Genomic DNA, 20,931 nt, shown 5'->3' with positions numbered 1-20,931 from the left:
GGAAAGACTGTTGTAATACAGTAAAACAACACGAAAAAAAAGTATGAAATTTCTAAATCTGTTTTATGTCTCACTGCTGATCTTAGTCACCACGATATCAGTAGCAAGCGAAAAAAACATCACGGTAAGCGGGTACGTCAAAGACGAGATCAGTGGCGAAACCCTTGCAGGAGCAGTAGTTACAGTAGCCGGAAGTAATGTAAAGGCTGCTACCAACGGGTATGGATTCTATTCGCTCTCCCTGGGTGCCGGAACATTTAAGATCAGCTATTCCTATGTAGGCTACGACAGGAAAGAAATACAGGTTTCGGTGAAGAAAGATACTCTTCTGAATGTCACCATAAAACCTTCTTCCAATATGATGAACGAGGTAGTGGTAAGTGCCACCTCAAAGAAGGATAATGTCAGCAAGCCCGTAAACGTTGCTCCTCTCTCCATGGTAACAGTAAAGCAATTGCCCCCGTTCCTCGGCGAGCCTGATCTGATCCGTTCCTTTCAGCTTCTCCCCGGGGTAAGTACCATCGGCGACGGCGCGTCAGGTTTTAATGTAAGAGGAGGAGGTGTAGACCAAAACCTTGTTTTGCTGGATGAAGCTCCTCTTTACTTCACTTCTCATTTGTTCAACCTTTTCTCCGTGGCTAATCCCGATGCGGTCAAAGATGCCGCCCTGTATAAAACGGAGATGCCGGCCCGTTATGGAGGCCGCCTGTCATCCGTTCTGGATACCAGGATGAAAGATGGAAACAACCAAAAATGGAATGTAGCGGGAGGCCTTGGTCTTATTGCGAGCAGGCTTACGGTGGAAGGTCCGATTAAAAAAGATAAAAGCTCCATGATCGTCAGTGCCCGCCGGTCCTATACAGATATTCTCACGAAGCAGTCTTCTGACCCTGATATTAAAGATAACTCCATCTATTTTTATGACCTGAGCGCTAAGCTTAATTTTGCGCTTTCTGAAAAAGACAGGCTTTTTGTGTCCGGTTATTTCGGCAAAGATAAGATCGAAGTGTCTAACCGCTTCTTACTTCAATGGGGAAACGGAACAGGAACAGTCCGCTGGAACCATATCTTTAATCCGAGATTGTTTTCAAACACCAGTATCATTTACTCCGATTATAAATACAAACTGGGGGTGATGGACAATCCGGCGACAAGTTTCGACTGGAATGCCTCCATCGTAGATTACTCGGCGAAAAATTCGTTCAGCTGGTATCCCAACCCCCAGAACAGTATCTATTTTGGAATAGAAGCAAGTCTTCACGAGTTCAGCCCCGGAAAAGCTACTCCCGGATCAGAAAACTCTATTTTTAATGCGATCGCAATGCCAGGCCAGCGTGCTGCTGATTACAACGCCTACTGGGATCATGAGCTAAGCCTCTCCGATGTCTTCTCTTTTGAGTACGGACTGAGATATACGGCCTTCCAAAGCCTTGCCAAGGGAGAAACGGTAATAAGCGACTACGCCGGAAATACAGGTGAGCGGAAGCTGCCTGTTAACCAGAGAACGGTGAAGGACTGGGCTTCCATAAAATGGTATCATAATCTGCAGCCAAGGTTATCACTGAAGATCAAGACAGGAGAAGACGCTTCTGTGAAAGCATCTTACAGCCGCACAGCACAAAATCTTCATCTGGTATCCAATACTATTTCCTCAAGCCCTCTTGATATCTGGACCCCGAGTTCTTATAATGTAAAGCCGGAAACCGCTGATCAGGTATCGGCCGGCTATTTCAGGAATTTTAAGGAGAACCTCTATGAAGCTTCCGTCGAACTTTACTACAGGAAGCTTGACAATCAAATGGACTTTATAGACGGAGCAGAAACTTTGCTTAACGAGGATCTTCCCGGCGATATGTTATTCGGAAAAGGAAGAGCCTACGGAGCTGAGTTTTATGTGAAGAAGAACAGCGGCAGGCTCAATGGATGGCTGAGCTATACACTTAGCCGGACAGAGCGGAAAATTGACGGGATAAACAATTACGAATACTATCCTGCCAAATATGATAAAACGCATTTCGTATCTCTGGTAGGAATGTACCAGTTGAAACCACGCATCACTCTTTCGGGAACATATAATTTCGCAACTGGAGTACCTGCCACCCTTCCTGATGGAAAATTTGAGTACGATGGCTTCCCGGTGCAGTACAATTCCGGAAATTTCAGAAATAACTACCGCATTCCGGCTTATCATCGCCTTGATCTCTCCGCGACATTTAAAAAGAAGCCGGTCCCCGGAAGGAAATATACCAGCGAATGGGTCGTCTCCCTGTTTAATGCCCTTAACAGAAAGAACGCATTTTCGGTATACGTGAAGCCGAACGAAGACCGGCCTGCTGAACTGGAGACGGTGCGTTTTTCAATGTTTGGCGCTGTTATCCCATCTGTTACCTGGAATTTTAAATTTTAAAAAAATGAAGACACTCAATATAGTACTGATCCTGATTTTTTCCGCAATGTTGTTCTCCGCTTGTGAAGATAAAATTGATATGAACATCAAAGACGGCGAACAAGCTCTTGTCGTAGAAGGCTGGCTTACCAATAAACCGGAGAGCCACTATGTAAAAATCTATCTGACCAAACCCCTGAGCAGTAGCAGCTCGTTTGAACAGGTAACCGGAGCTGTTGTTACCCTGAAGGATGATGTGGGCAATACGGAGGTTCTTCATGAGAAGGAACCAGGGAAATATGAAATCGCTGTGATCAAAGGAGTGGAAGGCAGAACCTATACACTCCGTATTCAAAGCTCTGAGGGAACATATGAAGCAATATCAAAGATGCCAAGGCTGTCTATGGCTCCCGATTCTCTTACGTTTAAATATGAGGAGAAGTCTATTGTATACGAGGATGCCGGGTACTATCCTTATATCTATGGGCAGGAGATTCCGGGAGAGGGAGATTATATCCAGGTAAAGCTGTACAACAATGGTAAATATCTGAACAAGCCCGCGGATATCAACATCTTCTCTGATGAGTTTGTAGATGGGAATTATATTAATAATACCGAACTTTCAGTGGACACTCCTTTTGTAGCAGGTGATAGGGTGAAAGCTGAAGTCTGGTCGCAGACAGAAGAAGCTTATCATTTCTGGACCGATCTCCGGACCCAGCTTCAGAATGGGGGGATTTTCGCGTCTCCAATGACCAATACCCGTACAAACATTAAAAGTCTTACTCCCGGCGCCAGGAAAGCAAACGGCTTCTTTGGTACTTCACTGGTGGCAACCGCTGAAAGGAAAGTGGAATAAATCAATCTTTTGTCATAGGGGTATTGCAAACCAGGGTTGTAATACTATCAAACAAAGGATACAACTATGACTTCACATTGCAAATTTATTTTAAAGGCTTCGTCGTTACTGGCGAGCCTTTTTGTTTTTCTTTCAGCTACCATAACCAGAGCCCAGGATCTCACCAGCAACGTACATATTGGTTTTTGTTACCCTCTAAGCACCAATGGCGCAGAAGCTGCCCGATATGTTAATCATGCCTCGTTCCATGTTTTAGCAGGAGTTTCAAAGGAGGAGAAATCTTTTTCCTTCGCCGGGATCTCCAATGTTGTAAAAGATAAGGTATCCGGTTTCCAGCTGGCCGGGATCTCCAATACTGTAGGAAACCGGGTGGAAGGAATGCAATTCGCCGGAATTGTTAACTTGTCGGGCAAAGAAATGAAGGGCTTCCAGCTCGCGGGGATTTATAACGATGTGGAAGATGCAGACGGATTTCAATTCTCCGGGTTCCTGAACCGGACAAAAAAGGTAAAGGGTTTTCAGGCTGCCGGCTTCAGCAACATTGTCACACAAAATGCAGAGAATTTCCAGTTCGCCGGCTTTGCTAACATTGTAGGGCAGAACTTTAAAGGTTTTCAGGCAGCAGGCTTCGTCAATAAAGTAAAAGATATCAACGGCTTCCAGTTCGCCGGTTTTATCAACGTGGCCAGGAAGGTGAGGGGACTTCAGTTCGCCGGCTTCATCAATATCGCTGACAGCAGTGATCATTCCCTGGCACTCATCAACATCATTAAGAAAGGAGAGAAATCTATTGCTGTAACCACTGATGAAACACAAACGACACTGGCAACATTCCGTTCCGGGGGAAGGATCCTGTACGGTATTATCGGAGTAGGGTATAACTGGAAACCTGAACAGAATCACACAGCGTTTGAAGCTGGATTTGGAGCTCATATCCCTTTCTCCAATTCATTCCGGATAAATACCGAATTAGTTCAGCAATACCTGGAGCACTGGCATAAAGGCGAATATTATAAAAGCACTATCCGCATCCTGCCTGCAGTTAAGTTAGGCAAACATGTGGAGCTCTTTGGAGGTCCGTCTATCAACTTCTCATCAGCCGAAACGGAAGCTCAGATGAACCTCGTGAAAAAAGATCTGTGGCATAATTATCATAATGGCGACAAGCATCAGCTGTTCTTCGGGTATAATGCAGGACTTCAATTTATATTGTAGAAGATGAAAACTGCAGATTGTCAGTCTGTAACATATAATCAGAACTGCAGTCTATAGTGTATGAAATACATGTATTTTCTATTGATCAGCCTCCCGATGATGAGCTTAAGCTCTTTCGCTCAAACTACTGTACAGTATAAGGTAGTGACCATTGTTGAATCTATCGTGCCCGGAGGACTTGGCCGGTCGAGGATTATTGAAACGAAGTCAGATGTAAACGTAGCAGAATTCACCACAGAAAGAATCGACGGAAAAGACAGTAAACAGGGTGATATAAAGAGATCCGATGCTAAAGTAGACACATTTGCGGAAACTAAGCTCCTTAACTTTTTTAGTGTGGCCGGTATCAACTTTCAAAACATTGCTTCGAATGATGCCATCATAACCTCGAAAATGAACGAACTAGCAAAAGAAGGATGGAAACTAGCTTTTGTAACCAGCGGAGTAGAAAGTGATGGAGGAAAAGACGATGGCAATGGGATCTTTATAACCAGGCTGATATTTACAAAATAAAATTACCGTACAATACAAAGGCAGGGCATCTGATTTAGAGTGCCCTGTTTTTATTTGTAACATTCATGTTCAGTTGGCACAGTTCGTGATACACACCTGTATACTTTTTTCAGAAAAAGATAACTAAGTAAGAAACACACACGTATACTGGAATTTAAGGGTTATGGAAAGAATTTTAACAATCAGTGAAGCCGAGCAGGCTATTAATAAACTCACCGATCAGGACAAGCATAGAGTAATGAACGATCAGGTTTGCTTTGGCGAGTATTTTATTGGTAATGAGAATAACGTTTATTTCAGGATCAATCCGATAAATGTAATCATGTCAAACGGAAGACCGGTGTCTGTAAACCCGGATGACAGCACGATCATCTAACTTATTTAATCTCCGGCGCTTGCAGAATAATTCAACAATCAGCGGAATTAATCTGCAAGAACAAAAGAAGACCGCGTTTTCTGCTTAGCCACTTCCTTCTTCACCACCACATCTCCATCAACAGTCACCGTTTTAAGGTCTATTTTCCGGATAAGCGCCGGATATCTTGTTTTAAAGCGTCTGTCCAGATATTCCAGTTCACCTTCCTTCGAAAGAAACTCCGCTTCCGCCAGATCCTGTTTAGCGAGAATATAATGCCCTGTTATGGCCTTCAACACACTCAGCTGGTGCAGCGATGCAATGGTTGAAACAGTATCTTTTATTGATTTCGACTGTGTGTTAGCCTGAAGGTAGAACCATTTAGCTTCAGAGTACCGTTTTTGATCCATATACATGTCTGCAAGGAAGTTGAAGCATTTCAATCGCCCTTTAAAGTGATCGGCAGATGAGTAAAATGGAAGCGCTTTATGGATGATGTAAAATTCTGAAAGCTTCGGTTTGTTCTGCTGCTTTTTTATCTCCGCTATTTTATAGTATATCGATCCGAGGCTGTCGCGTCTGCATACCTTTTCGTATTCATTCTTGGCTATATCCGCATAATTAAACGCCTCCTTATATAGTTTTTTCCCCGCATAAAGATCAGCTATCCGGGATGCGGTGTTCCCCGCAAGAACAGCTTCGCCTGATTTACTTTGTACTTTATACAGGTCACTGTATCTTTTTAGGGATTCCTGGAACTGCCCGTTTTTCAGATAAAGGTTTGCCAGGAGATTCGTGGTGAATGTAAATTCCGGTACATTATTTATCTGGCTATACAGGGCTGATGCTTTCGCAAGCTGCGCAATGGCGTCCTTTCTGTCGAGATGAACAAGAAGTTTTCCCATTTCAGTCCTGATGGCTGCTTCCTCTGCTTTGCCGGTCTTTTTTGATGATAAAAGAGCCGTTCGGTAGTTTTTTACCGCTTCCCCCGGAGCTACCGCCGCCAGTGACATTCCTCTCCATAAAGAATAGGACACTTTATTAAATACGGAATCACCCGAAGCCTTTTCTTTTAAGTCGCGGTTATTCGACAGTATATTTGCGGGAGCATTGCTCCAAATAATAGATAGTAAAATCAGGCCGGGGAGAAATTTCATGAAAATAGTCTTAATGTTATTGGTGATAACGCAAAGCCTGTACCAAATGAATTCCGGAGCGGCAGGTCTTATCCTGTTACATTTCCTAGCCACTCTATCATCACCCAGATCAGGTAAACAAAACCAACAATAAATCCCAGAATAACCACCAGCAGGACAGCGATAATACCCTTGCCGCTCCCCTGGTATTTCCCTTCCTGGTAATGTCTTTTCAATAAACGGATATTCCGGTCGTTCGCCTTATATGCAAAGTCGAACAACCATCCGATCACCGGGACCGCACCGATCAGGGCATCAAGAAAGATGTTCAGCGTCATCAGGACCACCACCTTCCCGCTGGCACCGTGCCTGGTCATCACGAGCACCAGTGCTGCAGAAATCAAAAACCCTGTCAGGTCGCCGAAAATCGGAACGAAATTTATAACAGGGTCGAGTCCGAACCTGAAAGAGGTGCCCGGAAGACGGAACTGGTTGTCCATCAGCCAGGAGATCCTTTCCACCCATCTTAGTCTTTTATCATTGCTGTCTGTAATAACCGGGTACTTTACTGATGTCATACAGTATAAACCCTGCCGATAGGAAAAAGATTTTTGGAAACCTCCATAAATAATATTATCTATGGCCTGTTAAAGAAAAGAGTATGCAGGAACTGGATAAGCAGGCTTTGGATGTGATGGTATTTTCAAACCTGGCCAAGGTGCCGTTTGGTGTCAATATAAAAGAATATTTCTTCGATGAATTTCATAATTCACCGGCTGGCTGGGATAATTTTTTCAAAGCTGGAAGCTGGAACGAACTCAGCGAGGCGGAGAGGAATGAAAGGGAATCCCTGCTGAATGAGGCTTTGGCAAAATTCGATTTAAAGAGGGCTGTTTTCGACAGGTAATATCCATGATAAAACCTGGTGAACTCAGAGCCGGCAATATCGTCAGCCTGAACAATGGAAGTATAATAGAAGTGTCTGCAGAGATGCTCTCTCCTCTTTATTTAAAGGAAGAGTACAGCTCGGTGCTCGAACCGTTGCCTCTGACAGCGGAATGGCTGCTGAAGTTAGGTTTCTCAAAGGATGAAGAGGCCTATTTCTCCCTGCATGAAAACCGAAGCTTTAAATTGCGGCAGACAAGCCCGGGGTTTGAGCTTTATATGAACGGAACCCTTTTTCTCTCCCGGCCCTTTTCGGTGCACAGGTTTCAAAACCTGGTATATGAACTAACCGATACCGAAATAAAGATCGTAGAAGAGAAAGACGAACTGGGCGAGGCGGTCAGGGTTGCAGCTGACAGCATTCTTTATCAATATATCCCCCAGGACAGGCAAGCGTCTGAATTCTATTTCGATCTGCCGATAGAAGGCGAAAGTTATACCGTTCATTACCGGAAAGACCAGGCAGGCTACTGGGAGTTTGCCGGATATGCAGTCAGGGATATCTGATAAGTGCAGCCTGCAAAGCCGCATTATCTACGACGTCCGAATGTCCCGGCGTTCGGTTATTTACAATCTGTTATCTATTACGGGGCATCAGCCAGGATAACAATGATAGAGATAGCCAGCCTCCACGAGTTTTTTTAAGTAATCGCAGGGCAACAAGTTTTCCCTGAAGAAATGATCGTTTTCGGTATTCCTTAAGCTTTCTCTCAGCCATTGTTCCAGGTGTGCTTTCCACTGATAAAGCGGTTTAAAATCAAAGAACTTTTGAAATACCGTATAGGGTAACCGGTATTCCTCGTCGGTCAGATCCGGAAATTTTTCCTTTGAAGGTTTATCAAAATTATATCCTGGCTTTAAAGCCGGCCCGCGCTCTTCGTAATCAAGGTCTTCAAGTACGATCCATGCACTCTCCATTAAATATTCAGTTAACTGCTTTATCAATAGTGCATCCCCGGGGTCGTTGTATTTTTCCCATATGTTGCCAAAGATCAGATTATTGTTCCAGAGATCAAGAGACCGGGGAAAGTCTTCATAATCCACGCTTTCAAAGAAAGTCTGAAATACGCTGCCGGGATCTTCCATCTCATCTCTTGACAAAGTAGTGGTATGATCGTAACCGCTTGCATAAAATTTATATCGGTCCAGTTGTTTCTGTTCCGCGGAGGTCAGGCTGCTTTCCCTGTCATCTCTACATATAGCATGGAGCAGGTCAATCAGACTGGCGGGTACCCTGTAGTCGCTAATGAGATTGTCGGTTTCTATCTCCTGGTCCGGGCCTGGAATTGCGAGCGGTGTCAGCCCGTACCTGCACCATGTATATAAGTTGAGTTTGCTTTTCCATAGCATCTTGTCGCGGAAGAGATTATGCAATGTCTGGTAATTACCAAAATTTGCGGGAACAGAAGGCTTCTCGTTCCCTTTCTGGAAAGCATCTTTACACAGACGGTCGAAGACAGGTTCATTTATAATCCCCTTAATTTTATAATCAGGCCTGATCCTTTGGAGTACCCAGGCTGCATCCAGTATCCTCACAAGTTCTGTATAAATATCGTAGAGCACCAGAGGTTCTGTTTGTTCCATCCACTGATATTGCTTGTAAAGATTAGTGATCAGGAGCCATAGGCCATTTTTTATCCTCGAATATTCTTCGCGGTCAGCCAAAGGTTTCAGGACCAGGAATGGGTTCAGAATTTCTTCTTCAGTGAGTGAGGTTGGATGGTCTTTAAAGCAGCAAAATAATTTGTAATTCATTTGAACATTGGTTTTATGTTTAATTTTCCTTTCTTAACTTGGCCGGATTAGTGTGAAAGATTACTCGATAATTGAAGGTGATATTTTATGATAGTAAAATTATTATCCTAAACTATTGTCTCAAAATATTTTTTGATTTTTTGTAGATATTTTTTGAAAATGACTGATAGTCAGAAAGAAAAAATTGGGGAGCGCCTAAAGCTTGCACGATTGTCTAAGAATGCTACTGTTGTAGAATTTTATAGTCCTTTAACAGCTTATCCCAATAACCTGTCGTCTGTGGAAAATGGGTCGAGAAACCTTGGCAGCAGACTAGCGCACCAGATTATAAGTTTTCATAACCTTAACCCCGACTGGTTATTTAAAGGCGAAAAGCCGATCTACCTTGATCAGCAAGAGCTGCCCGGGGAACAGAATGGTGTACCTTATTATAATGTAGAGTTATCCAGTATTAAAGAGACTGATTTATCCATCATGGAAGAGGAACCTGAGTTTTATGTTGACTTCAGGCCATTTAACGACTGCACCGCCTATTTACCTGTATATGGCGACAGCATGTACCCGAGGTATGCCAGCGGGGAAATTATAGCTGTGAAAGAAATAGAGAATCATGACGTTATTCTTTGGGGAGAAGCTTATTTGATCATTACAGATTCTTCTTCCAACAATCTCCGTACAGTAAAGCTTCTTTTTGAGCATCAGGATCCCACGAAGATCATTCTGCGTGCTTCCAATCCTAATTTCAGGGGAGATACAGTGATCAGCAAAAAGTCTGTTTCTTCCTTATATATAGTAAAGGGCAAAATCACGCGCAGTCAGTTTTAACTGATCATCCGGCGGTAGTGACCAGCAACGGTATTATAAAGACAGTGAGCAACGGACAGCTATAAAAGGGCTGGCCCGGCTTGCTGTGTGAATATAGACTGTTCAGGCCGGAAATGGATGAAGGCCGGCGTGGAAGAAGAATTCAGGAAGCAGGGCAGAGCCGGATGTTCCCGGTGGCATCCTGAGTGGGGAAGTGTGCGGCATGAAAGCAGAGTAAGTGTATGTTGAGAGCACGGTGAGTGCACCCTTTGCCAGCAAAAGGTGCACTCACCGTGCTCTCAACGTGCTGTCATCGTGCTCTCATCCCCCGCAGTGTTCCCAGTGTGATAGGAACATGATGGCGTAAATCTACGGATTTTCTTCCTTTCTTCTTTATTGTCGGTTCCCGGCGGCTGGTTGGCCGGATGAAGTGGATATTGACCGGATGACCGATGGATGGGCTATTTCCTTTTTTTTCTGAACAGAAAACGATAGAAGGTTAGCCTTCGCTGAAGGAAGTTGTTTCTTCTTTTGTTGGATTCAGAAAGGGACGATTCTAAAGAAAACCATTCTCCGAAGATCTTGGGAACAGCGATCTTTTGTGAACTGTATATTCCTGAGTGGCCACTGAAGAAATAAGCGATAAAACACGCTGCCGCAAAAAGGTGCATATATTCGCTTCCGAATAACTCCACTCCCATGATCGTACAGGCGAGAGGGGTATTGGTCGCTCCGGCAAAGACTGCAATGAACCCGAGTGCGGCAAAGAGGCCGGCGGGGGCGTCCAGAATGCCCGAGAGGGTATTTCCCAGCGTTGCACCAATGTAAAACAGAGGTGTTACTTCGCCTCCCTTGAATCCTGAAGACAGGGTTATCGTGGTATAGACGGTTTTCCAGAGCCAGCTCCAGGTATCCGCACCTCCGGCTTTAAAGGAGGAAGAAATCGTGACTGATCCTGCATATTGAGGGTCGACTCCGAGGCCCAGATAGTCGGTACTGCCTGTAATGAACGTCAGTAGGATGATGATCAGCCCCCCGGCGACAGGTATCAGCCAGCTGGTCCGGATGAGTTTCAGAAAGAGGTTCCTAAGCGTGTGAACCATTACGGAAAACAAGCAGGCTGCCAGTCCAAAAGCAATGGCGGCGGGGACGACTTTTATAAGGAGTGAAAACGCCGGTGAAATATAGCCTGGAATGAGTTCCTGAACGCCTGCCGTTACACCGATATGATAAGTGGTGTGATGGATGCCCCATGCGGTAACAGTAGCATCCCCGATTATTGCGGCGAACAGGCAGGGGAGAAGCGAGGTATATTGAATCCTTCCTACGCTGAGAACTTCGGCAGCGAATATGGTTCCGGCCAGCGGGGTTCCGAATACCGCACCAAATCCCGCGGCGACACCGGAGGTCAGGATGATCTTTGTGTCGTCCGCATTCAGGCGTAACAACTTTCCAAAGATCTGAGCAATGCTGCCGCCTATCTGAACTGCTGTGCCTTCCCGGCCGGCGGAACCGCCGAAAAGATGAGTGATAACCGTACAAACCAGGATGACGGGAGCCATCCAACCGGGAATTCCTCCTCCCGGCTCATGAATTTCATCAATGATCAGGTTATTACCCTTTTCAGAGGAACGGCCGATCGTTTTGTAGATTAAATGGATCGCTATCCCTGCGAGCGGCAAAAGGAACAGCAGCCATGGATACTGGAACCGAAGCCCGGTAGCCTGGTGGAGGAGCCATAGGAACAGTGCGACGATACTTCCGATGGTGACGGATACAGGAATGATCAGGATCAGCCAGCGGACAAGATGTTTTAAAATCGGGAATTGTGCAAAACGGTTAGCCATAATGATATGCTGGCGCCTTGACTTTTCTTTTAAAGAGATCTGAATTTTATTGTTCCTGTGTTTCACCTGCTAAAAAATAATCACCCCGGGCATGCCGGTTTACTATTTGCAGGCGTCATCAGCTTTTTAGGGCGGTTCATTCGGAAGACACCATTTCCGTTTGTGTACAAAATTAGAGGTAATTGCCTGAATATACAAATCTTTTACCTGAATTCACTTTGATATCTTTGTATCCGATGCATCATTCTTTTGATCCTTTAAAAACGAGGCTGCCGGTAACCGGCATTATTTCTTCTGTTCAGCGTTACCTGTCGGAGACCAATACACTCATTGTCGGGGCGCCTCCGGGAGCCGGTAAAAGTACCGTTTTGCCCCTGGTCCTGCTGAATGAGGAGTGGCTTGAAGGGAGAAAGATCATTATGCTTGAACCCCGGAGGCTGGCAGCGGGCACAATTGCTGCGAGAATGGCTGCCCTGCTCGGAGAGCAGCCGGGACAAACCGTGGGGTATCGCATCCGTTTCGAGAGTAAGGTTTCTGCGCAAACAAAGATCGAGGTGGTGACGGAGGGAATCCTGACCCGGATGCTTCACCAGGACAATGCCCTGGAAGATGTGGGGCTTGTGATCTTTGATGAATTTCACGAGAGAAGCCTTCATGCTGATGTTGCCCTCGCATTGTGCCGTGAGTCGCAGGAGATTTTGCGGCCGGACCTCCGGATCATGGTTATGTCGGCAACGCTGGATACGGAACGGCTTTCGAAGCTGTTATCGGCTCCGGTTGCAGAGAGCAAGGGAAGTTTGTTTCCCGTCAGGATCGTTTATACCGGCGAGCAGGATCTTACCCGGATCCCTGAACTCTGTGCAGAAACGATATTGAAAGCATTGAGGGAGCAGGAAGGAGATATTCTCGCGTTCTTACCGGGACAGGGAGAAATCCGCAAATGTGAACTTTTGCTTAAAAGGCAGGTGCCCGATGTGGGGATACATCCGCTTTATGGCCAGCTTTCTTTTGCTGAACAGAATGCGGCAATCATGCCCTCTCCGCAGGGAAAAAGAAAAGTGGTTTTGTCTACTTCCATTGCTGAAACGAGTTTGACAATAGAAGGGATCAAAGTGGTAGTCGACAGTGGGTTTGGCCGCAATCCGGCTTTCGATCCGAAGACCGGGCTGTCCGGGCTGAGAACTACTATGATCTCGCTTGATTCTGCCGGGCAAAGGGCTGGAAGAGCGGGGAGGCTGAGCCCCGGTGTTTGCTACCGGATGTGGTCACTGGCAACGCAGGAGAGGATGCACGAATTCCGGACGCCGGAAATCCTGGAAGCTGACCTTGCGCCTGTTTTGCTGGATATGGCGCAATGGGGAGTGGCGGATATCCTTAAACTAAGCTGGCTGGACGCACCTCCCGCTGCAGCGCTGACTTCAGCGGCGGATGTTCTGCACCGGCTGGGTGCCCTGCAGGGAGGAAGGATTACGGCGCACGGAAAGGAAATTCACCGGCTTCCCTGCCACCCGCGGATCGCACATATGCTGTTAAAGGCCCGTGAAGGCGGTACTCTTCCTGTTGCTGCCGATATTGCAGCTTTACTGGAAGAGCGTGATCCCATGGAAGGGCAGGACATCGTAGATATTAATTACCGGGTAGAGGCACTCAGGCGATTCAGAAGGGGGGAGGTGAAGGACCGCAGGTTTGAGAATGCCGAAAAAATTGCCGCGGCCTATCGCCGCCTGCTGAAAGTGCAGACAGAGAACGGTGCTTACGATCCTTACCATGCTGGCCTTTTGATCTCTTATGCGTATCCTGAAAGAGTGGCAATTGCCCGGCCGGAACATGCCGGCCAGTTTCAGCTTGCCAATGGGAAGGCTGCTGTTTTGGGATCTGAGGATGAACTGGTACATGAGGCGTGCATCGCGATTGCCCGCCTTGATGCCCGCAAAGGTTTGGGAAAGATATTTTTAGCAGCCCCGGTAAATCCCTCCGATCTTTATACGCAGGCAGAAGCACACGATGTCGTTGCCTGGGATACGAGGAAGGGGGGACTGATTGCAAGGCGGGAACTCCGTTTCGGAAGTATCGCCCTGGAATCAAAGCCGCTGAGGGATATTCCGGAAGAACAAGCGAACGGCGTTATAACGGAAGCGGTAAAAGAGGAAGGGGAGCGTTTGCTCAGCTTTACTGAAGAGACCGAACAATGGCAAAACCGTATGTTGAGCTTGCGTATATGGCGGCAGGATGAAGACTGGCCTGATGTGAGCACGGCGGAGCTGCTTGAGAACAGCGGGGAATGGCTGTCTCCTTATCTCGCCGGGGTTAAAAAAGCGGATGACCTGAAACGTATAGACTTGCTGCAGGTTTTACAGCAAAGTATCGGATACGAGAAACAGCTGATGCTTGACAGGCTCGCTCCCCGCACGATAGCAGTGCCCAGCGGTTCGCATATTAAGTTAAAGTATTTCGCTGATGGTGCAGATCCTGTGTTGGCGGTGAGGCTTCAGGAAGTCTTCGGCATGCTTGATACACCGCGGGTGAACGAGGGACGGAACGGAGTTGTATTACAGCTTCTTTCTCCCGGCTTTAAACCGGTGCAGGTGACTGCAGACCTTCGCAGTTTCTGGAAGAATACTTATTTTGAAGTTCGCAAAGAGCTGAAACGGCGCTATCCTAAACACTCCTGGCCCGAAGATCCGCTGGAGGCAGAGGCGGTTAGCGGCGTAAGGAGGAAAAATAACCCCGGGGCTCAGGGAAGATAAAACCGGAAATAAGCGGGCCCATAGCCAGGGGCCGCATCTTTTAAACAATCCGCTCTTTTTTTCCCGAAGCCAGGCTCTTGTAGATTGCATCGATCACTTTCATATCCTTAAGGCCCTCTTCACCGGGCACCCTGGTGGCTTTTCCCTGCATAATACATTGTGCGAAATCATCCATTTGCAGTGCCTGCTGGTTCACCTGCGGGAAATTCATTTGTCCCTTTGATGTTCTTCCGGCGATACCGCCATAGGAGAATGCGGGTTCCAGTTCAAATTCTCCTTTCTCCGCTTTTACCCGGAGATATCCCCAGCTATTGTTATAGCTTGATTTTCCCTTGGCGATAAGCCCGCCCGGGAACTCCAGTTCCCAGAAGATCGTTTCGTCTACCTCTTTAAAGAGTTCAGGCCTGGTTTTTTCCTCCGTCGCTTTTACAAACAAAGGTTCCTGCCCGGTCGCGTACCTGGAGCCTTGTATGCTGTAGACTCCCATATCCATCAGGGCGCCTCCGCCGGACAAAGCCTTCTTCAGCCGCCATGCATTCGGATCTCCGCGATAGGTAAATCCGTTCGCCGTGTCGATAGAGGTGATCCTGCCATAGATTCCTTTTTGTCCCAGCCGCATGACTTCCATGTTGTGGGGTTCAAAATGGAGGCGGTAGCCAATGGAAAGCATTCTGCCCGCTTTGTTACAGGCTGCGATCATCTCTTTGCATTCTTCCGAATTGAGCGCCATGGGTTTTTCACAGATGACGTGTTTGCCGGCCTGCGCCGCTCTTATCGTAAATTCTTTATGCATGGATACCGGCAGAACGACGTATACAATGTCTATATCGGGGTTGTCTGCGATTGAGTCGAAATTGGAGTAGTTGTATATGTTCTTATCGGGAATGTTATATTTTGAAGACCAGGATTCTGCTTTGGAGGGTGTTCCGGTAACAATGCCGGCGAGACGGCAGTGTTTGGTTTCCTGAAGGGCGGGAGCGAGCTGGCCGGTACTGTAACCTCCAAGTCCCACGAGTGCTATCCCAAGCTTCTTTTGCTGATGAAACAGTGAACAGGCGGCCAGTGAGTTTAATGCGGGAGTCAGCGCCAGGGCGCCGGTTCCGTAAGATAGCAGTTTCAGAAATCGCCTGCGCGGAAATTGGTGCTTATGTTTCATGAGATGAGATTTATATATAAATATATGATGCTCTGTATTAATGTGTAAGGTTTTTAAAGCGATTCTGTTTTTTTTTTCTTTGCTGTGAATCGGATGAGTGAGTATTTACTTACCTGATTTCCCACGTGGAACACATGTCTCTAATCCTGGGCACGATGTAAAATGGCCTTTGCACTACTTAGAGCGACATTGTGCTGAATAATCTTGTTTAAAGCATGGATGCCTGTCTTTTTTGGCATCGGTGATTTTTGCTGAATTGGTTGATAGTCAGTTTATTTGGTGACTTGCGTCATTTGTCCCTGAGCTGAACAGCGTTATATTTATATCAACCAAAAAACGAAAGGCCATGAGAAGTAAAATGTTTGACGCAGTAGTAAGTGTGGTAGTGGTGGCTGAAGTGGCAATGCTGGCCATCTGCACATACGTTATGTTTGTTGTATTGTTCCGGTGAATCGGCAGTTGTGTGGTCTGTATGGATCACCGATCAGGTAGTGTTTGGAAAAAACGACATGTTGTATAGTTTTTCATGCATGTGAATTTCCGGAGGTGATAAGGACTTGATTTGTGTAGCAGAATGAGTAGTTCCGAACCGTTCAGCCTGATCCAGAACTACTCAGCTATGCAGGATTATTTTGTGCCGTAGATAAAGACAGCGGAATTCGGGTTAATTCCAGTTGTAATAGTAACTGCAAGTTTGCCGTCTGCTTTAAAATAATAAGCCTTGCCTGGACTCGTATAATCCGGTACGTCGCTAACAACGATTTCGTTGGTCAATGTATTCACCGAGATGCGATTGGGCGATTTCAGCTGAGTTCCATCTGTTATGAAGCTGTTTCCAAGCTCGCCTGTTGAAAGGTTTAATTCCTTTACAGCCGGGTTGCTCGTGTATGGGTCAACAATAGCAAAGCCTTTGTTTTCATGTATTGTGATGTCGCCGATGGATGCACTGAATGTTGACGTGACAGCATCTGTCTGCAAATTGATTTTTTGATAAGTGCCAATACCTCCCCAGGGAATCGAAGAAGCAACGAAAACATCTCCATTCTTACTGCCCGCGATTTTTACGGGGTTCGTCGTTACCGGAATATCTTTGATTTTTGTGAAGGTGTTAAGGTCGATAACAGAGACCGTGTGTTTGTTGGGCGCATCCCGAAAGTCATAATGGTCGGAATTGACTACATATAACTTGTCGTTTACTATTGCCATTTTTTCCATTGCTCCTCCTGTCTCCACCTGCTGTTCGTCAATTTGAAGGCTTGCTGTATCAATACGTCGTATTTTACCATCATAATTGGATACATACGCTTTGTTCTTATGGAATGCGATGTAACGTGGCAGAAATCCGGAAGAGGCGCCATTAAACGATATTCTTTTGATCGACTTTCCTGTAACGGGATTAATGACCTCCACAAACGATTGTTTCTCATCCTTTTTTCCTGTTACAACACAATAGATTTTACTTCCGTATTGCTGAAGGTCATTAGCTGTTTCACCAAGGTCATATCCGTTTACCGTTTTGAAATAATCGGGGTTGCTTTGAGAAGTTTTCAGGTCATAATAAGCGATTCCGCTATTGTTTTGACCCATCGTTCCTTCGTAAAGAACGTATACACCAATCGTTTCCTGTTCTTTTGGCTGGTTTTCTTCCCTGTCCTTCTTACAGGCCTGAAAGATGGCAAGCGAAAGAAGTAGTAATGCTGGTAAAAATTTTTGTTTCATAATGATATTACAGACTTAATTTAAAATGCAAAGCGAGCAGGGGAGCAAGAGGGTATGCAAATACACGCGGTATTTTCATTCCAGCTCCAATCCCCGAAAGCTATGAATAACAGTGCTGGTGGCAGGTCTTCTGACTTACTCCCCTCGAACCAGTCTTCCCGCCGCATGAGGGCAGTGACAAAGGATGGTGTTGGTATTGGAGCTTACAGCTGCGGGACAGTTCCGGATTCACACCGGATTCCCTTTTAATCCCGGTTTCAGCCGGGAACCAAAAGCATGACAAAGGTAGGATTAATATGTTGATTAGGGAAATCGGGTGCGGATGCAGGGATTTCAGGCGGCTGATGCAGTGAGTGTTGGCCCGGGAGTGTATAGTGGTTACTGACCGGGCCGTATTTGTCGCGGGCTGTGTTTGTTAGCTGATATAGTCGCGGTCTTCGTCGCTGAGCTTTGGACGAAAGTCGTCGGGCTCGGCTGTGGGGCTTGCTGGTGATGAGTGATCATTGATCACCACTTTTTTGCGGCGCGGCCTTCCTGCGAGGAATCCGAATACAAATCCAAAGGCAAACATGCCGCCCAGTACAGCCAGTTTAGGGACGCGTGCTATGCCGAAGATCCAGAACTCCACTTCCTCCGTGTTGTTCATCAGGATGACGGTTACCAGCACTGTGATGATAATGATGAAGATCGTTTTACTGCTCATGTTCAGAAATTATAGGTTGCCATAAACTCTAAGATCGGGTTTTTGCTGGTTTTTTCATTTAAAAAAATTATTTTTCCGCCAACGTCGAAGTTCGGAAGGTAAAAGCGGAGCAGGTTCATGTCGGCTCTGAGTTCAGCTCCGAAAGAACGGGGAGAAAATTCGTTCCCCTTTCCGATATTCTCAAAATCTGCAAATAATCCTCCCTTGATCCTCTTGATGAACGCAAGTGGCCCCATCTCCAGGTCGGGGTAAAGAAGGGGGAGCCTGTAATCGAGCAATAATGTGTTTTTCGTAATTTCTGTATGCCTCATGAAGCTATAACCGCTGACATTGGGAATGTCTATTGTATTGACATAATTTCCCGACCCTTCCCGGTAATTGAAGGATGCCTGGAAGGAATGGTTGGGTAGTAGTCCCGGGAAGTAAGCATTGCTCCTCAATGTAAAAAGTGAACCCCTCACCTGGTTTTCGAATGGGAAGTTGCGGTAAGTGAACGAAATGTTCTGTCCCCATCTCGGAGCCAGGTCGCGGCCCGCCCGGCGGCTGTTCCTCGAAAAATAAAGCTGATAGTGCATGGGAAAGTCGAGGGTCTGGATGAATGTCCGGGGCTGGTTTTCTACGCCATAGCGGGTGGTATAGCTGGTTCCTGCTTTAACGCCGAAGCTGTAAGTATAATTAAACCGGTTGAGCACTAAAGGCACGCTGATATCGGCCGAAAATTCGTTCTCTCTCCAAGAAACAGGAGTGTAGGTGGTGCGGCCATTTGCCGAAATTCTCTGGTAGATCAGCCTGGCCTGGTTGGTATAGTCAAAGTTAAAAACCGGGAAAAAGCGCATATATGAAAAGCCTGCGAGGTATTCGCTTTTCCTGAGGGCGTTGTTAAACTGGTAGCGGGTATAGAAACTGAGAGTGTTCAGTTTATTGTTCGACTGCAGTTCAAGTCCCAGGTTGTAGTCGTCGAAAAAACGGTTATCCTCTGCAACCGGTACAATACTGTGAAAATAGAACAGGTTGGAGAGTTCGCGGTACCGCTTCTCCGGGTAATTTTTTTGCGGGATGGAATCGAAGACGTTTATGTTACCTTCCTGTTCATGGATGGGGGCCGCGTAGTCGACAAATGTATCTTTCAGTGTCCGGATGTTTTGATTTTTTTCGAACGGCGCATTTAAAGCCGCTATATCGTATCCTGTCCATGAATATGTGTTGAACATTATCTTTCCGGAGATCGTGTCGTAAAACGCATTAAACGCACCCGTTTTGGCTGAGGTGACCTGGTATATCTCTCCGTTTTGCGGATCAAGCCTGTAAATATTGTCAATCCCATTAAAGTGGGCCTTGAAGAGCACCTGGTTGCCTGCGTATACGGGGCGGAGTATTTCCTGGAGGCGGAATGGCATAAGCGGAGTGAAGCTGCCGCTTTTCCTGTTGAGTTCATAAAGCGCTTTACCCGTGCGGGCAATTGCTACCACTATCACCCTGGTTCCGTCAGAATGAAACGAAGGCATCTGAAGCATGTAGTTGGAGGGGGCGGGGTATGTCCTGATCTCTTTACCCGTGCCAGCATCAATCTCTGTCAGGGAGATCTGATTGGAGTAGGAGACGCTGACAGCGATGACTGTTTTTCCGTCAGGCGAGAGGGTAGGGGAGAAGAGGCGGGTGCGGTGGGTGAGCTGCCGGACCCTTCCGGTACGCCGGTCAAAAATGTTAATGACGTTGAAAGAGCGCTGATGAAATCTTGGATCGAACCGCATTTCGTCCCAGGCAATTTTTCCGGCCGCGTAACTAAACCATCCGTTCTCCTGTGCGCCGATGCTGACCACTTTTCGCTCTCTGCCCGAGCTGTCGATTTCGATGATCTCAGGGGTGGTTGCACGGCTCTGTTTCAGGGCAAGAATATTCCCTTCAGGAGTGGTCACCGGGAGCAGGTAATTTTCGGGAGTCTGGTCCTTTTTCCTGTTCAGGACCGGGTAGTCTTCAGGGCTCACTTCGGAGATCTGCCGGACCCATAATTTTTCGAGTTCGGCGATAGTCGAATCATGGAGTTTCCGGGTAGTCAGCCCCGTGAATTTTTTCACGGAATTTGAAAAATTATAGGGACGGAGAGGCTGCCGGGCAATGCGGGTGAGTATGCTGTCGGAGATCCCTGTTCCGTAGTCTCTTCTAAGCCTGGCGTTCATGAAAAAGCCAAGCTGATAATAGCCCGGCGTCAGGTCCCGGTAGGAGCCGAAGAAGTTTTTTGAGTAGCTGTATTTTCTTCCGCTTAGTGTATTTGTCCGGAGTGCTATCGGCCATTCGGGGATCCTTCCACGGCCTGCCAGGGTGAGGGCTGTTTCCATCCCTACCGCATCGCCTTCGTAATACCAGGGGGGGAGTGTTATCCCGAAGACAGCAAGAGCAAGCTTTTCAAAAAACGGTGCTTTTAAGTTTCCTGTCAATTTGTCAAACTGGATCACGTGTCTCATTTCGTGGACCACCAGGCTGTTGAGCCAGTCCTGGTAATCGAAGCTTTGGGAAGGGGTAGTGTAGAACTCTGAACGACGCGGTCCGAGCTGCACAAAACCGTTGGACGTGGTCCCCTGGTTCTGGAGAATGACCGAAATCCGGGAGGGCTTTTTCCGGATGGACCGTGACTCGTAGGGGAGGGTTGCTTCGAGTGTAGCGGCCATGCGCTGTGCCTCCCGGGAGAACGCCGAGGGATAGATGATCTGAAAACCGGGGGTGGTGATCTGGTACCATTTCAGTGAAGGCGGATTCTGTTCAGCATCGAAGACCTGGGCTGAGAGTACCTGTG

General features: G+C 46.7%; 17 protein-coding genes and 2 riboswitches. Of the genes, 9 read left to right on the top strand and 8 right to left on the bottom strand.

The annotated features are described in order from the left end of the window. Positions 1 to 43 precede the first annotated feature (43 nt). The 5 genes from DDR33_RS15180 (at position 44) to DDR33_RS15160 (ending at position 5,349) form a co-directional block, all read left to right on the top strand. The gene (locus DDR33_RS15180) at positions 44 to 2,407 is read left to right on the top strand and encodes a TonB-dependent receptor (RefSeq protein WP_109416656.1); all 2,364 of its coding nucleotides are present in this window, start codon (positions 44 to 46) and stop codon (positions 2,405 to 2,407) included. 4 nt (positions 2,408 to 2,411) lie between these two features. Continuing rightward, positions 2,412 to 3,245 carry a DUF4249 domain-containing protein gene (locus DDR33_RS15175; protein WP_109416655.1) on the top strand — a complete coding sequence of 278 codons (834 nt, stop codon included), beginning with the start codon at positions 2,412 to 2,414 and terminating at the stop codon, positions 3,243 to 3,245. A gap of 66 nt (positions 3,246 to 3,311) precedes the next feature. Further along, the gene (locus DDR33_RS15170) at positions 3,312 to 4,460 is read left to right on the top strand and encodes a hypothetical protein (protein WP_109416654.1); all 1,149 of its coding nucleotides are present in this window, start codon (positions 3,312 to 3,314) and stop codon (positions 4,458 to 4,460) included. 60 nt (positions 4,461 to 4,520) lie between these two features. Further along, complete coding sequence (locus DDR33_RS15165) at positions 4,521 to 4,973, top strand: hypothetical protein (protein WP_109416653.1); 453 nt, start codon at positions 4,521 to 4,523, stop codon at positions 4,971 to 4,973. Between the two features lie 163 nt (positions 4,974 to 5,136). Continuing rightward, entirely contained in the window at positions 5,137 to 5,349 is a 213-nt protein-coding gene (locus DDR33_RS15160) for a hypothetical protein (protein ID WP_109416652.1), read from the top strand. Positions 5,350 to 5,396: 47 nt separating this feature from the next. Here the strand turns inward: DDR33_RS15160 and DDR33_RS15155 are convergent, their stop codons facing one another. Both DDR33_RS15155 and DDR33_RS15150 read right to left on the bottom strand, forming a co-directional pair. Next, entirely contained in the window at positions 5,397 to 6,485 is a 1,089-nt protein-coding gene (locus tag DDR33_RS15155) for a tetratricopeptide repeat protein (RefSeq protein ID WP_109416651.1), read from the bottom strand. Positions 6,486 to 6,553: 68 nt separating this feature from the next. Then, a complete protein-coding gene (locus DDR33_RS15150; protein WP_109416650.1) occupies positions 6,554 to 7,042 on the bottom strand; it encodes a DUF4112 domain-containing protein in 489 nt (162 codons plus the stop codon). An 83-nt stretch (positions 7,043 to 7,125) separates the two neighbouring features. On the opposite strand from DDR33_RS15150, the gene DDR33_RS15145 reads away from it, so the two are divergent. Both DDR33_RS15145 and DDR33_RS15140 read left to right on the top strand, forming a co-directional pair. After that, positions 7,126 to 7,371, top strand: coding sequence for a hypothetical protein (locus tag DDR33_RS15145; protein ID WP_109416649.1), 246 nt, complete (start codon positions 7,126 to 7,128; stop codon positions 7,369 to 7,371). A 5-nt stretch (positions 7,372 to 7,376) separates the two neighbouring features. Further along, positions 7,377 to 7,916 (top strand): hypothetical protein, encoded by a 540-nt coding sequence (locus DDR33_RS15140; protein ID WP_109416648.1) that lies wholly within the window; start codon positions 7,377 to 7,379, stop codon positions 7,914 to 7,916. Between the two features lie 87 nt (positions 7,917 to 8,003). Here DDR33_RS15140 and DDR33_RS15135 read toward each other — a convergent pair whose 3' ends face one another. After that, positions 8,004 to 9,164, bottom strand: coding sequence for a hypothetical protein (locus DDR33_RS15135; RefSeq protein ID WP_109416647.1), 1,161 nt, complete (start codon positions 9,162 to 9,164; stop codon positions 8,004 to 8,006). A 159-nt stretch (positions 9,165 to 9,323) separates the two neighbouring features. On the opposite strand from DDR33_RS15135, the gene DDR33_RS15130 reads away from it, so the two are divergent. Next, positions 9,324 to 9,989, top strand: coding sequence for a LexA family transcriptional regulator (locus tag DDR33_RS15130; protein ID WP_109416646.1), 666 nt, complete (start codon positions 9,324 to 9,326; stop codon positions 9,987 to 9,989). A gap of 440 nt (positions 9,990 to 10,429) precedes the next feature. On the opposite strand, the gene DDR33_RS15125 is transcribed toward DDR33_RS15130, so the two are convergent. Continuing rightward, positions 10,430 to 11,881, bottom strand: coding sequence for a voltage-gated chloride channel family protein (locus DDR33_RS15125; protein ID WP_238387819.1), 1,452 nt, complete (start codon positions 11,879 to 11,881; stop codon positions 10,430 to 10,432). A gap of 36 nt (positions 11,882 to 11,917) precedes the next feature. Further along, a riboswitch (Fluoride riboswitch) is annotated at positions 11,918 to 11,982 on the bottom strand. Positions 11,983 to 11,997: 15 nt separating this feature from the next. Between DDR33_RS15125 and hrpB the strand changes: the two genes are divergently transcribed. Then, complete coding sequence (hrpB, locus tag DDR33_RS15120; protein ID WP_238387818.1) at positions 11,998 to 14,562, top strand: ATP-dependent helicase HrpB; 2,565 nt, start codon at positions 11,998 to 12,000, stop codon at positions 14,560 to 14,562. 40 nt (positions 14,563 to 14,602) lie between these two features. Here hrpB and DDR33_RS15115 read toward each other — a convergent pair whose 3' ends face one another. From DDR33_RS15115 to DDR33_RS15100, 4 genes are all read right to left on the bottom strand, one after another. Continuing rightward, positions 14,603 to 15,718, bottom strand: a complete 1,116-nt coding sequence (locus tag DDR33_RS15115; protein WP_109416644.1) for a Gfo/Idh/MocA family protein — start codon at positions 15,716 to 15,718, stop codon at positions 14,603 to 14,605. A gap of 627 nt (positions 15,719 to 16,345) precedes the next feature. Next, positions 16,346 to 17,437, bottom strand: a complete 1,092-nt coding sequence (locus DDR33_RS15110) for a YncE family protein (RefSeq protein WP_109416643.1) — start codon at positions 17,435 to 17,437, stop codon at positions 16,346 to 16,348. A gap of 103 nt (positions 17,438 to 17,540) precedes the next feature. Next, positions 17,541 to 17,725: riboswitch (cobalamin riboswitch) on the bottom strand. A gap of 127 nt (positions 17,726 to 17,852) precedes the next feature. Further along, entirely contained in the window at positions 17,853 to 18,140 is a 288-nt protein-coding gene (locus DDR33_RS15105; RefSeq protein ID WP_109416642.1) for a hypothetical protein, read from the bottom strand. 2 nt (positions 18,141 to 18,142) lie between these two features. Next, positions 18,143 to 20,931: TolB-like translocation protein (locus tag DDR33_RS15100; protein WP_109416641.1), on the bottom strand; the 2,789-nt coding region annotated here is incomplete at its 5' end.

The sequence above is a fragment of the Pararcticibacter amylolyticus genome (assembly GCF_003130405.1).
GTDB lineage: Bacteria > Bacteroidota > Bacteroidia > Sphingobacteriales > Sphingobacteriaceae > Arcticibacter > Arcticibacter amylolyticus.
The sequence above is the reverse complement of the archived record's forward strand: the minus strand, read 5'-3'. Positions and strand labels throughout refer to the sequence as shown.

Coding starts and splice junctions, on each gene's coding strand:
- DDR33_RS15145 (WP_109416649.1), top strand. CDS start 7,126: ATGCAGGAACTGGATAAGCAGGCTTTGGATGTGATGGTATTTTCAAAC.
- DDR33_RS15135 (WP_109416647.1), bottom strand. CDS start 9,164: ATGAATTACAAATTATTTTGCTGCTTTAAAGACCATCCAACCTCACTC.
- DDR33_RS15180 (WP_109416656.1), top strand. CDS start 44: ATGAAATTTCTAAATCTGTTTTATGTCTCACTGCTGATCTTAGTCACC.
- DDR33_RS15170 (WP_109416654.1), top strand. CDS start 3,312: ATGACTTCACATTGCAAATTTATTTTAAAGGCTTCGTCGTTACTGGCG.
- DDR33_RS15160 (WP_109416652.1), top strand. CDS start 5,137: ATGGAAAGAATTTTAACAATCAGTGAAGCCGAGCAGGCTATTAATAAA.
- DDR33_RS15130 (WP_109416646.1), top strand. CDS start 9,324: ATGACTGATAGTCAGAAAGAAAAAATTGGGGAGCGCCTAAAGCTTGCA.
- DDR33_RS15155 (WP_109416651.1), bottom strand. CDS start 6,485: ATGAAATTTCTCCCCGGCCTGATTTTACTATCTATTATTTGGAGCAAT.
- DDR33_RS15110 (WP_109416643.1), bottom strand. CDS start 17,437: ATGAAACAAAAATTTTTACCAGCATTACTACTTCTTTCGCTTGCCATC.
- DDR33_RS15140 (WP_109416648.1), top strand. CDS start 7,377: ATGATAAAACCTGGTGAACTCAGAGCCGGCAATATCGTCAGCCTGAAC.
- DDR33_RS15105 (WP_109416642.1), bottom strand. CDS start 18,140: ATGAGCAGTAAAACGATCTTCATCATTATCATCACAGTGCTGGTAACC.
- DDR33_RS15115 (WP_109416644.1), bottom strand. CDS start 15,718: ATGAAACATAAGCACCAATTTCCGCGCAGGCGATTTCTGAAACTGCTA.
- DDR33_RS15175 (WP_109416655.1), top strand. CDS start 2,412: ATGAAGACACTCAATATAGTACTGATCCTGATTTTTTCCGCAATGTTG.
- DDR33_RS15150 (WP_109416650.1), bottom strand. CDS start 7,042: ATGACATCAGTAAAGTACCCGGTTATTACAGACAGCAATGATAAAAGA.
- DDR33_RS15165 (WP_109416653.1), top strand. CDS start 4,521: ATGAAATACATGTATTTTCTATTGATCAGCCTCCCGATGATGAGCTTA.